The 10798-nt window shown below is 68.0% G+C and carries 11 protein-coding genes and 2 tRNA genes; 8 read left to right on the top strand and 5 right to left on the bottom strand.

Translation table 11 applies throughout. The annotated features are described in order from the left end of the window. Positions 1 to 11: 11 nt before the first annotated feature. A complete protein-coding gene (locus ACFWF3_RS10065) occupies positions 12 to 1214 on the bottom strand; it encodes a M48 family metallopeptidase (protein ID WP_379313335.1) in 1203 nt (400 codons plus the stop codon). Positions 1215 to 1250: 36 nt separating this feature from the next. Here ACFWF3_RS10065 and ACFWF3_RS10060 point away from each other — a divergent pair, with 36 nt between their 5' ends. From ACFWF3_RS10060 to ACFWF3_RS10050, 3 genes are read left to right on the top strand one after another with little or no spacing between them, the layout of a single operon-like run. Further along, positions 1251 to 1724 (top strand): ribose-5-phosphate isomerase, encoded by a 474-nt coding sequence (locus tag ACFWF3_RS10060; protein ID WP_378995616.1) that lies wholly within the window; start codon positions 1251 to 1253, stop codon positions 1722 to 1724. A 4-nt stretch (positions 1725 to 1728) separates the two neighbouring features. Beyond that, positions 1729 to 2532, top strand: coding sequence for an Fpg/Nei family DNA glycosylase (locus tag ACFWF3_RS10055; protein ID WP_378995618.1), 804 nt, complete (start codon positions 1729 to 1731; stop codon positions 2530 to 2532). Positions 2533 to 2574: 42 nt separating this feature from the next. Next, positions 2575 to 3081 carry a hypothetical protein gene (locus ACFWF3_RS10050; RefSeq protein ID WP_379313332.1) on the top strand — a complete coding sequence of 169 codons (507 nt, stop codon included), beginning with the start codon at positions 2575 to 2577 and terminating at the stop codon, positions 3079 to 3081. A 141-nt stretch (positions 3082 to 3222) separates the two neighbouring features. On the opposite strand, the gene ACFWF3_RS10045 is transcribed toward ACFWF3_RS10050, so the two are convergent. Continuing rightward, positions 3223 to 4179, bottom strand: a complete 957-nt coding sequence (locus tag ACFWF3_RS10045) for a GGDEF domain-containing protein (RefSeq protein WP_067456742.1) — start codon at positions 4177 to 4179, stop codon at positions 3223 to 3225. A gap of 683 nt (positions 4180 to 4862) precedes the next feature. On the opposite strand from ACFWF3_RS10045, the gene ACFWF3_RS10040 reads away from it, so the two are divergent. The 3 genes from ACFWF3_RS10040 (at position 4863) to fabG (ending at position 5846) form a co-directional block, all read left to right on the top strand. After that, a tRNA-Gly gene (locus ACFWF3_RS10040) sits at positions 4863 to 4933 on the top strand. A gap of 42 nt (positions 4934 to 4975) precedes the next feature. Then, positions 4976 to 5052: transfer RNA gene (locus tag ACFWF3_RS10035), tRNA-Pro, on the top strand. A gap of 35 nt (positions 5053 to 5087) precedes the next feature. Then, positions 5088 to 5846, top strand: coding sequence for a 3-oxoacyl-ACP reductase FabG (gene fabG, locus ACFWF3_RS10030; protein ID WP_379313330.1), 759 nt, complete (start codon positions 5088 to 5090; stop codon positions 5844 to 5846). A gap of 7 nt (positions 5847 to 5853) precedes the next feature. On the opposite strand, the gene ACFWF3_RS10025 is transcribed toward fabG, so the two are convergent. From ACFWF3_RS10025 to ACFWF3_RS10015, 3 genes are all read right to left on the bottom strand, one after another. After that, on the bottom strand, positions 5854 to 6213 hold the full coding sequence (locus tag ACFWF3_RS10025; protein ID WP_379313329.1) for a hypothetical protein: 360 nt from the start codon (positions 6211 to 6213) through the stop codon (positions 5854 to 5856). Between the two features lie 145 nt (positions 6214 to 6358). After that, the gene (locus tag ACFWF3_RS10020) at positions 6359 to 7162 is read right to left on the bottom strand and encodes a metallophosphoesterase (protein WP_379313327.1); all 804 of its coding nucleotides are present in this window, start codon (positions 7160 to 7162) and stop codon (positions 6359 to 6361) included. 44 nt (positions 7163 to 7206) lie between these two features. Then, positions 7207 to 9675, bottom strand: a complete 2469-nt coding sequence (locus ACFWF3_RS10015) for a phosphoketolase (protein WP_379313326.1) — start codon at positions 9673 to 9675, stop codon at positions 7207 to 7209. A 162-nt stretch (positions 9676 to 9837) separates the two neighbouring features. On the opposite strand from ACFWF3_RS10015, the gene ACFWF3_RS10010 reads away from it, so the two are divergent. Both ACFWF3_RS10010 and ACFWF3_RS10005 read left to right on the top strand, forming a co-directional pair. After that, the gene (locus tag ACFWF3_RS10010; RefSeq protein ID WP_378995631.1) at positions 9838 to 10386 is read left to right on the top strand and encodes an FKBP-type peptidyl-prolyl cis-trans isomerase; all 549 of its coding nucleotides are present in this window, start codon (positions 9838 to 9840) and stop codon (positions 10384 to 10386) included. Between the two features lie 159 nt (positions 10387 to 10545). Beyond that, positions 10546 to 10798: trigger factor family protein (locus ACFWF3_RS10005; protein WP_379313324.1), on the top strand; the 253-nt coding region annotated here is incomplete at its 3' end.

Here is a 10798-nt window from a genome sequence, read left to right as displayed (position 1 = left end):
CCCCCGACCGATCAGACCGGCTTCGGCGGCAACGCGGGCGGCGTCGAATTCAGCGGATACCCGCCGTGCGGCGGGATCATGCCGGGACGCGGCGCACTCGGACGCCAGAACATCGGGCCCGGCCTGCTGCGATCGCGCAGCGCCCACATCCGCCAGGTGAGCACCGGGTGGCTGGCCATCGCGTTGACCAGCCAGATGAAACCACCCCGGTCGAGCGCGGCACGGTCGGCCATCTCGTCGACACCGACATCGGTGTTGAGGTACTTGCCCGCGGCGAGCGTCGCCATCGCGGTGGACGCGCCGTGCGGCCGGAAACAGAAGCCGTGATTGTCGGCGGTGTACTCCTGGGCACGGATCAGCGACGACCCGAGTATCGGCAGCCACGGTGCGACGAACATGCCCAGCTGGCGCCAATAGGAGACGTGACCAGCGGCGATATGGCCGACTTCATGCCCGATGATGAACGCGAGTCCGTCGGGCTCACGCGCCGCACCGCCGATTTCGAACAGGTCGCTGTAGACCACGACGAACCGGCGGAACCCGTGGCCCGCGGCGAACGCGTTGATCTGGCCGTTGCCCAGGATGACGTAGGCGTCCGGCGCCTTGTACATCCCGAATCGCGCCGCCGCCTCCTGCACCATCCGGTACCCCTCGGGGAACTGGGTGGGCGACATCTTCACCCCGTTCACGCGCTGGGTCGCGAGATTCAGACCACGACCCGCCCACAGCAGCACCGGCGCGAACAACAGCAGCAGCACATACGGACTGGTGACGATCGAACTGGTCTGCTCCACACCGTGCTCGTCGACGATGGGGTCGGCGAACAGCTCGACCGTCATGAGCGCGAGCGCGAGCAGGTACGCGACCGCGGTGATCATGATGACGACGATCAGCAGCGGGATCTCCCACGGATGCCGGGCGGGACGATCCCACGGCATGAGTCCGCGCGGTCGGTGCTGCGGCGGTGCGGGCGGACCGCTCGGCGGGTAGTAGCCAGGGGCGTACTGGCCGGGCGCGACCGGCGAATACGGGCCGGCCTGCGGCTGAGGTGGGATGTCCTGCGCGGGAAATCCGCCCGTCCGTGGATCGGGCTGGGCCCACGGCGAGGGCGGCGCTGTGTCCTTGTCCAGTGACGGTGTTCGGTCGGGCTGGTGTCCGGTGTGCTCCGGCGGGGAACCTGCCGAATGCGGGGAATGCGGTTCGTGCGGGTGCATGAAACGACTCTAAGCGGGCCTGCGACAATCGCAGCCATGCGCGTTTACCTGGGTGCCGACCATGCCGGTTTCGAACTGAAGAATCACGTCAAGGCTCATCTGCAGGAGGCCGGAGTGGAGGTCGTCGACTGCGGCGCCCTCGAATACGACGCTCTCGACGACTACCCCGCCTTCTGCATCGAGGCGGCCCGACGCACCGTCGCCGATCCGGGCTCGCTCGGCCTGGTCTTCGGTGGCAGCGGCAACGGCGAGCAGATCGCCGCCAACAAGGTCGCCGGCGCTCGCTGCGCCCTGGCCTGGAGCGTCGAAACCGCGGTGCTGGCCCGCGAACACAACAACGCCAACCTGATCGGCATCGGCGGCCGCATGCACTCCACCGCCGATGCGCTGGCCATCGTCGACGCGTTCCTCGCGGCCGCGTGGTCGGACGAGGCGCGTCACCAGCGTCGCATCGATATTCTCGCCGACTACGAGAAGACCGGCATCGCCCCCGAAATCCCCGCGTACTGACGTAGTGCCGGAAGGACATACCCTCCACCGGATCGCCGACCTGCATCAGCAGCGGTTCTCCGGTGGGGTGGTGCGGGTTTCGAGTCCGCAGGGGCGGTTCGCCGAAGGAGCCGCGCTGGTGGACGGGCAGGTGCTGGAGCGGGCCGAGGCCTATGGGAAGCATCTGCTGCATCACTATGCGTCCGGATCGACGGTGCATGTGCATCTCGGGCTGTACGGCACTTTCAGCGAGGCCGAGTTGCCGATGACGGCGCCGGTCGGGCAGGTGCGTATGCGAATGCTGGGGGCCGCAACGGATTTCGGCACCGATCTGCGCGGGCCCACGGCGTGTGAAGTGCTGATGCCGCCCGAGGTGGACGCGCTCACCGCACGCCTCGGCGCCGATCCGTTGCGCGCCGACGCCGACCACGAACGAGCGGGCGCGCGAATTCGGCGCTCCCGCAGGGCGATCGGCGCACTGCTGATGGACCAAGCCCTGATCGCCGGTGTCGGCAACGTCTACCGCGCGGAAGTCCTTTTCCGCCACGGCATCTCGCCTTTCCGCCCCGGCACCTCGATCACCCCCACCGAATGGGACGCGCTCTGGGCCGACCTGGTCGACCTCATGCCGATCGGCGTCACCACCGGCCGCATGCACGTGGTCCGGCCCGAACACGACACCGGCGCACCGTCTTACACCAAAGACCGCCCCCGCACCTACGTCTACCGCCGCCAGGGCGAACCCTGCCGAGTCTGCGCCACTCCCATCGCGCACAAGGTCATGGAAGCCCGAAACCTCTTCTGGTGCCCCACCTGCCAGCCCCGCTGACAACCGCCGGTGTGATTCCCGCCGGTGTGCGAGCATGATCGGATGACGCAACCCGGGCCGGAATATCATGGCGCCGATGGTGATCCGCGCTACCCGTCACCGCGCAAGTTACGCAACGTAGCGGCCAACCTCGCCGACATCGTGCTTCCCTACGGTGTGCTCGCGGTCGCGTTCGTCGCTGTTGTGCTGCTCGTCGGTAACGACTGGATGCTCGACATGGATGACCAGGCCCCGGTGATGTTCGGGTCCATGATCTTCCTGGTGATCCTGCTGGTGACCAACGCCACGGTGCTGCCGAGTGTCTTCGGTGCGACCGCCGGTCAACTTCTGATGGGCCTGAGGTGGATCCGCGGCACGGATGGCCTCGGTCCGAGCGCACGTGACATGTGGCGAGCATTCCGGCAGCACCGCACCGTTTTTCGGCTCGGCGGCGTCGCTCAGTGCGCGCCACTGATCGTCGTGGTGCGCAGATGCGACACCACCGAGGACCGGTCTGCCGTAGCGGTCGACACCCCCGGCCAGGCTGCGGTCACCTATCTCGAACACTGAGCGCACGGTCACGATGCGGGCCGTCAACGCGCCCTAACCAGCCGGTGCCCCCATTCCGAGCACGGACTCCCGCGATGTTACGACTCGATCCGGTCGAAATCGGCTGAGCCGGAACGCGAAGTGCAGGCTTCGCGATCCGACTCAGCCGGCGACCGCCGTTCCCAGTTCGGGGTCGCCCGATTCAGCGAGCGCGAAACGCCGCCCGCCCGCCGATTTCGCCGAGTACATCGCGCGGTCGGCGCGACGCAGCAGGTCGGTGAAATCGCACGTCTTTCCCGGTGGGCAGAACGCGGTGCCCACGCTGGCCGAAACCGGCACGGGGCCCGCGCTCGACCACACCGGGTCGCGCAGTGCGGCGACCACGAGGTGCGCCAACTCGCCGAGGGTGTCGCGGCGGGGGTTGGCCGCCACCACGAACTCGTCGCCGCCGTATCGGCAGATCACCGTGTCGGGCGGGCACACCTCACGCAAGCGGTTGGCCAGTTCGACCAGTACCTCGTCGCCGATCGCGTGTCCGTAGCCGTCGTTGATCTGTTTGAAGCGGTCCAGGTCCACCACCAGCACACCGACACCGCGGCTCGGGTCGGCGGCGAACGCGCGTACCCGTTCTTGCAGCAGCGTGCGGTTCGCGAGATCGGTGAGGGCGTCGTGGGTCGCCTCGTGGCGCAAGCGGTGCTGCAGCGCGGCGATCTCCTGTACGCGCAGTGACACTTTCGCCGAGATGTTCTGTTCCTGTTGCGCCAGAGCGCGTTCCTGCAGAGCCTGTGCGTAGCTGTCGATGGCCTGGCTGGCCACCAGCGGCCAGCGGGTCGCCACCAGCGAACCCGGAACCCCCGAGGGGAAGCCGAGCAGCCAGCGACTGGCGTGGGCCAGCATCCTGGTGCGTTCGAACGGCGCCTCGGCCAACCGCGCGCCGAGCTTGCGCGCCTGTGGAACCGGGAACGGTTCGGTCCGAGCCAGGTGCAGCAGCCGCTCGACGATGTCGACGAGCACCGGCTCCAACTGATGCGGCGCCGTGGAAGAGCCCGGTTCGGCGCATACCGCGCGGGCCCAGGCGCGGGCCATCGCGGCGACCGGTGGCTCGATGTGGACAGTCATCGACATCACCGGCGGTAGGTGGCGACGAACTTGCCACCTCGATCATTCGCACTGCTACGCGGTTGGGTCCACCGAGTTCGGCACACGCTCACCGCCCCCTTTCCAGATACCCCCGTCCGGCAAAAAGGATCCTAGCAAGCCACCCGAGACCGAAAAGTCACGTTCTGCAACGCGTTCTCTGGTCTCTCGCGAATGGCGATCGGGTATGACATCGCTGCAGCGTCTCCGGCGTTACATATTTCCCGAAAAGAAATTTCGTGAGCCGAAACATACAGCGTGATGCCCTCCGCTGGGCGGTGGACGTTGCGTCGCCATGGGTCCCTCCTGGCACGGGGTGCGAGTCGTGACGATGTGGCAGTAGTCGTCACGCGCATTCTCATGGTGGCCTACTCGCCGCCCACGTGCCGGGTTTTTAAGGAAAATTCTCCTATTTAATCCCCCGGTGGAGCAGGCGCCGGTCCCCATGGGCGCATCAACCATCGTCGCCGGGAGGGGGTTTCGGGGATAGGGTCATTAGGCCCTAATCGGGCATGGCGAGGGTTGGTCGCGTGGGGAGTGGGGTACACCGGCGGCCGACACGCATCAATCGGGCAGGCAGGGGCCGGATTGGCATTTTTCGCGCGGGGTTCGGTACAGTCGTGGCGCACACGACATCGTGGCGATCCCATCGATGTCGTATGCCTGCGGGTGTAGTTCAATGGTAGAACCTCAGCCTTCCAAGCTGATGGTGCGGGTTCGATTCCCGTCACCCGCTCAAACATGTATTGCCTCCACGGTGCTCTCGCCGGTGAGGTATCGGGGTGTAGCGCAGCTTGGTAGCGCATCCGCTTTGGGAGCGGAGGGTCGCAGGTTCAAATCCTGTCACCCCGACCATCACCATTCGCCCAGCTCAGGCTTGTAGGAGACGGATGCCCACGCAACGCAAGGTCGCGATCGTCACCGGAGCCGCCCGTGGCATCGGCGCCGCAGTGGCCACGAAGCTCGCCGCCGACGGATACGCCGTCGCCGTCCTCGATCTCGACGAAGCCGCCTGCGCGGGCACCGTCGCCGCCATCGAGGCCGCCGGGGGCGCCGCCCTCGCGGTGGGTGCCGACGTGGCCGACGAAGCGGCCGTCGCCGCCGCGGTGGAGCGGATCGCCACCGAGCTCGGCGCGCCGACCGTGCTGGTCAACAACGCGGGCGTGCTGCGCGACAACCTGCTGTTCAAGATGTCGGTCGACGACTGGGACACCGTCATGAACGTGCACCTGCGCGGTGCCTTCCTGATGACCCGCGCCGTGCAGAAGTACATGGTCGAGGCGAAGTTCGGTCGCATCGTCAACCTGTCGAGCACCTCGGCACTCGGCAACCGCGGCCAGGCCAACTACTCCGCGGCCAAGGCGGGCATGCAGGGGTTCACCAAGACCCTCGCCTTCGAACTCGGCAAATTCGGCGTCACCGCCAACGCGATCGCGCCCGGCTTCATCGAAACCGAGATGACCGCGGCCACCGCCGCCCGGGTCGGCGCGGACTTCGAGGCTTTCAAGGCCGCTGCGGCCGCGCAGATCCCGGTGAACCGGGTCGGCACGCCCGAAGACATCGCCAACACCGCCGCGTTCTTCGTGAGCGAGGGCGCCGGCTTCGTCTCGGGGCAGGTCATCTACGTGGCCGGTGGCCCGAAGGACTGAACGTCGGTCAGGCGCAGCCGAACCGGAAGTCTGCCCGCGCCTCCGTACCCGCGGCCACGGTGACCCGCACCGGCTCGGTGACGGCCAACCCGCAGCCGCCGGGCACCGTCACCACCTTCGCCTCGTAACACCCCGCGGGCAGCGCCACTGTGGCGCGCCCGTCGGCCCCGCTGACCAGCGTCGCGACCACCTGTTTCGCCTCGCACGGCGTCACCTCGATATCGGCCCGGTTCACCGGAACCGGCTCCCGTCCGGTGAACGTCCACGCCGTCAGCGTCCCCGTCCCCTGCGGTGCTGGATCGGCGCTCGCGACACCGCTGACCATGAGCGGAGCGAGTACGGACAGAGCGAGAAATGTACGGCGCATGAACCTCTCCTCGTCGATGAGTCGGGTCGTCCGCTGCTGATGGTAGGCCCATCAGGTGGGAAATCCGCACGTCACACCCGGGTTCGACGTTGACGATTCGGCGACGGGTCCTGGCGCCCGGCGTTGCGGTGTCGCGTCGACAGGCTCAGTCGGGCACGGGCGTGATGCCCGCGCGTTCGCTCCAGACCTGCTCGGCGGGGACGGAGATCGTGGTCATCTCCGGGTAGCGCAGGGCGGAGAGGGTGCCGCCGAAGACGGCGCCGGTGTCCAGGCAGAGGGTGTTGTTGACCCAGGTCAAGGTGTGGACCGGCGTGTGGCCGTAGAGGACCGTGGGGGCGCCCCGATAGTCCTTGGCCCAGTCGTAGCGGACGGGATAGCCGTGTTCGTCGAGCTCACCGGTGGGGGCGCCGTAGAGGGCGAAGGAGCGGGCTCGGCCCGACGTGCTGCCGTGCAGGCTCTCGGGCAGACCCGCGTGGGCCACGACCAGCGCGCCGCCGTCGAGGAGGTAGTGGCTCGGCAGGGTGCCGAGGAAAGCGTGTGCGGCCGTACGGAATTCGAGGTCTTCGTCGGCCAGTTGGGACAGCGACTGTTCGAGGCCGTGCGCGATGCGGACATTGCGGCCGTCGAGGGCGCGCATCAGCTTGTGATCGTGGTTGCCGGTGACGCACAGGGCGGTTCTCGCGGCCACCATCCCCATCACCAGACGCAGCACCCCGGGTGTGTCGGGGCCCCGGTCGACGAGGTCGCCGACGAAGACCACGGTGCGCTCGCCCGGGTGGGCGGCGCCGATCGGGCGGCCGCGGTCGTCACGGTCCAGGACGTAGCCGAGTTCGCCGAGCAGGGTCTCCAATTCGGAGCGGCAGCCGTGGACGTCGCCGATCACGTCGAACGGTCCGGTCAGATCGCGGCGATCGCGGGGGAGGAGCTCGGTGCGGCGGGATTCGGTCATATCCCTTCCATCGTCGTGCAGGGCGGGCCCGCGCCGCAACCGTGTTACCGCGCGGTGGGAATCGCCGAGTCGGGCCAGACCCAATCGGCCACGACCGGGATATCGGCGCCCTGTTCGCGGGTCCAGCGGCGCGCGATCAACCGGGCGTCGACGATCTCCTGGCGCAGACCCGCGGCCCGCTCGCGCAGCCCCGGAACACGGTCGATCACGTCGAGCACCAGATGGAAGCGGTCCAGATCGTTGAGCATCACCATGTCGAAGGGCGTGGTGGTGGTGCCCTTCTCCTTGTAACCGCGCACGTGCAGGTTGGCGTGGTTGGTGCGGCTGTAGGTGAGCCGGTGCACCAGCCACGGGTAGCCGTGGAAGGCGAAGATCACCGGGCGGTCGGTGGTGAACAGGGCGTCGAACTCGGCGTCGGGCAGGCCGTGCGGGTGCTCGCCCGCGGGCAGCATGCGCATCAGGTCGACGACATTGACGAACCGAATCCGCAGGTCCGGTAGCCGATCCCGGAGGATCGCCACCGCGGCCAGAGTTTCCAGGGTCGGCACATCGCCCGCGCATCCGAGCACGACATCGGGCGTGGTGCCGGGGTCGTCGTTGTGACACGCCCACTCCCAGATTCCGAGGCCGCGAGTGCAGTGCAGCCCCGCCTCCTCGGCCGAAAGCCAGTCCGGCCCCGGCTGTTTGCCCGCCACGACCACGTTCGCGTAGTGCAGCGATCGCAGGCAGTGGTCGTAGGTCGACAGCAGGGTATTGGCATCCGGCGGCAGATACACGCGCACGATATCGGGGCTCTTGTTCGCCACTACGTCGAGGAAACCGGGATCCTGATGGGTGAACCCGTTGTGGTCCTGACGCCACACATGCGAGGTGAGCAGGTAGTTCAGGCTGGGGATCTTGCGCCGCCACGGCACCGCCGAGCTGGCATCGAGCCATTTGGCGTGCTGATTGAACATGGCGTCGACGATGTGGATGAACGCCTCGTAGCAGGTGAAGACGCCGTGGCGGCCGGTCAGCAGATAACCCTCCAGCAGGCCCTCGCACATGTGCTCCGACAGCACTTCGACCGCGCGCCCGACCGTCGACAGATCCACGTCCCAGCGCCCGACTTCCTCCTGCCAGTCGCGTCCGGTCACCTCGAGAATGTCCTGCAACCGATTGCTGACCAGTTCGTCGGGGGCGAAGGTGAGGAAGTTGTGCGGATTGCGGGCGGTGACATCGCGCAGCCAGCCGCCGAGGACCCTGGTGGCCTCGTGCTCACCCGCACCTGGCGACACGACGTCCACGCAGTAGTCGCGCCAGTCGGGTAGATCGAGATCGCGAATCAGCAAGCCGCCGTTGGCAACCGGGTTCAGGCTCATCGGATTCGCGGGCACCTGCTGGAGCAGGGCCGGTACCGGCGACCCGTCTCGGCCGAACAGTTCCTCCGGCCGATACGACCGCAACCACAGCTCCAGCACCCGCCGGTGCTCGGAGTCGGTGCGCGCGTTCGGCAGCGGCACCTGATGGGCGCGGAACGTGCCCTCCACCCGTTGGCCGTCGACCACCGGGGGACAGGTCCAGCCCTTCGGCGTGTGCATCACGATCATCGGCCAGCGCGGACGTTTCGTGTCCCCGTCCTCGCGGGCCGCCCGCTGGAACTGCGCGATCCGGTCCATGCAGGTGTTCATCGCGGCGGCCATCGCCTGGTGGACCGGTGCGGGGTCGTTGCCGGAGACGATCAGCGGTTCGTAGCCGTAGCCACGGAGCAGCTCGATCAGTTCTTCCTCGGGAACGCGGGCGAGGATCGTCGGATTGGCGATCTTGTACTCGTTGAGCGCGAGGATCGGCACCACCGCGCCATCGCGCCCCGCGTTGAGGAATTTGTTCGCGTGCCAGCTGCCCGCCAGCGGACCGGTCTCGGCTTCGCCGTCACCGACGACGCAGAACACGACGAGATCGGGGTTGTCCAGGGCGGCGCCGTAGGCGTGCAGCAGCGAGTAGCCGAGCTCACCGCCCTCGTGGAAGGACCCCGGCGTCTCCGGCGCGCAGTGGCTCGGCACACCACCGGGGAAGGAGAACCGATGGAAGAATCGGCGCATGCCGTCGACGTCGCGGGGGATGTCCGGCTCGAGCTGGGCGTAGGCGTCCTCCAGCCACGCGCAGGCGTTGGGGCCGGGGCCGCCGTGACCGGGGCCCGCGACATAGACCGCGTTCAGGCCGCGGTCCCGGATCACCCGATTGGCGTGGGCCCACACCAGATTCAGGCCGGGCACGGTGCCGAAGTGGCCGAGCAGGCGCGGCTTGATGTCGTCGGGGACCAGCGGGGTGCGTAGCAGCGGATTGCTCATCAGATAGATCTGGCCGACCGCGAGATAGTTCGACGCCCGCCACCACGCGTCGACGGCGACGAGTTCCTCGCGCGAGAGCGGACCGGGCGCGTCGGTGAGGACGTAGGGCTTCGGGGCGATGGTCTCGCCCTGACCGTCTCCCACACTGTCCGCCGCGGTGTCGCCCAACGTGGTTTCGGTCATCGCGGACTCCTCGAACTCGATGAGGTCACGGCGCCGTCCGCGCCGCGGGGGCCTGCACGGGCGCCGATCGAGGACCGGCGACACCGGTGGAGAAACGCACCGCCGAGCCTACCGTCGTGCCGGTTCCCGACGCCGCAACGGCGGTCGATTACTCTGCGGGCCATGCATTCTCTCGGCAGGATCATCGGAATCGGACTCGTCGCGGCCGCCGCGATCACGACAGCGGCCTGCGGCTCCGACACGGATTCGAGCAGCGCGCCGAGCTCGAGCGCGGCCGGCGGGAGCTCCGCGAGCACAGGTCGCGAATGCACCGCCGACGACGTGAAAGTCAGCGGCGGTTACGGCGAGGCGCCCAAGATCACCATCCCCGACAGCTGTGACCCGCCCAAGACTCTGATCACCAAGGACCTGGTGGTGGGCACCGGGCCGGGCGCGGTGGCCGGCCAGCCGCTGACGATGAACTACGAGCTGGTCACCTGGTCGGACAAGCAGGTACTCGACAGCTCCTTCCAGCGTGGTAAGCCGTTCGGGCTCACCCTCGGCGCGGGCCAGGTCATCCAGGGCTGGGACGAGGGGCTGATCGGCGTGCAGCAGGGCACGCGCAGGCTGCTGATCGTGCCGCCGAACCTCGGCTACGGCGAGGGCGGCAACGGTGTGCCGCCGAACGAGACGTTGGTCTTCGTGACCGACGCCGTGCAGGTCGGCCGCTAGCGGCACCCTCAACCAAACACCGATTGCGCGAGCGCGCAGGCGGTCAACTACCCTGGTCGGGATGCGCATTGTGCGCCGCACCTGGCTTAGCCGTGCCTGACTATGGCGCGTCGCCCCTGTGGGGACACCACCATGAACTACGAACCAAGGAGTATGTCCGTGAAGAGCACCGTCGAGCAGCTGAGCCCGACCCGGGTCCGGATCAACGTCGAGGTGCCCTTCGAGGAGCTGAAGCCCGACTTCGACAAGGCCTACAAGGCGCTGGCGCAGCAGGTCAAGATCCCCGGCTTCCGTCCCGGCAAGGCTCCGGCCAAGCTGATCGAGACCCGTGTCGGCCGTGGCGCCGTGCTCGAGCAGGTCGTCAACGACGCACTGCCGAACAAGTACGCCGAGGCCATCCAGACCTCGGAGG

The organism is Nocardia sp. NPDC060220 (assembly GCF_042727815.1).
Classification (GTDB): domain Bacteria; phylum Actinomycetota; class Actinomycetes; order Mycobacteriales; family Mycobacteriaceae; genus Nocardia.
This window is presented reverse-complemented; position numbering and strand designations above follow the sequence as displayed.

Coding starts and splice junctions, on each gene's coding strand:
- ACFWF3_RS10065 (WP_379313335.1), bottom strand. CDS start 1,214: ATGCACCCGCACGAACCGCATTCCCCGCATTCGGCAGGTTCCCCGCCG.
- ACFWF3_RS10050 (WP_379313332.1), top strand. CDS start 2,575: ATGACGCAACCCGGGCCGGAATATCATGGCGCCGATGGTGATCCGCGC.
- ACFWF3_RS10045 (WP_067456742.1), bottom strand. CDS start 4,179: ATGACTGTCCACATCGAGCCACCGGTCGCCGCGATGGCCCGCGCCTGG.
- ACFWF3_RS10025 (WP_379313329.1), bottom strand. CDS start 6,213: ATGCGCCGTACATTTCTCGCTCTGTCCGTACTCGCTCCGCTCATGGTC.
- fabG (WP_379313330.1), top strand. CDS start 5,088: ATGCCCACGCAACGCAAGGTCGCGATCGTCACCGGAGCCGCCCGTGGC.
- ACFWF3_RS10020 (WP_379313327.1), bottom strand. CDS start 7,162: ATGACCGAATCCCGCCGCACCGAGCTCCTCCCCCGCGATCGCCGCGAT.
- ACFWF3_RS10060 (WP_378995616.1), top strand. CDS start 1,251: ATGCGCGTTTACCTGGGTGCCGACCATGCCGGTTTCGAACTGAAGAAT.
- ACFWF3_RS10010 (WP_378995631.1), top strand. CDS start 9,838: ATGCATTCTCTCGGCAGGATCATCGGAATCGGACTCGTCGCGGCCGCC.
- ACFWF3_RS10015 (WP_379313326.1), bottom strand. CDS start 9,675: ATGACCGAAACCACGTTGGGCGACACCGCGGCGGACAGTGTGGGAGAC.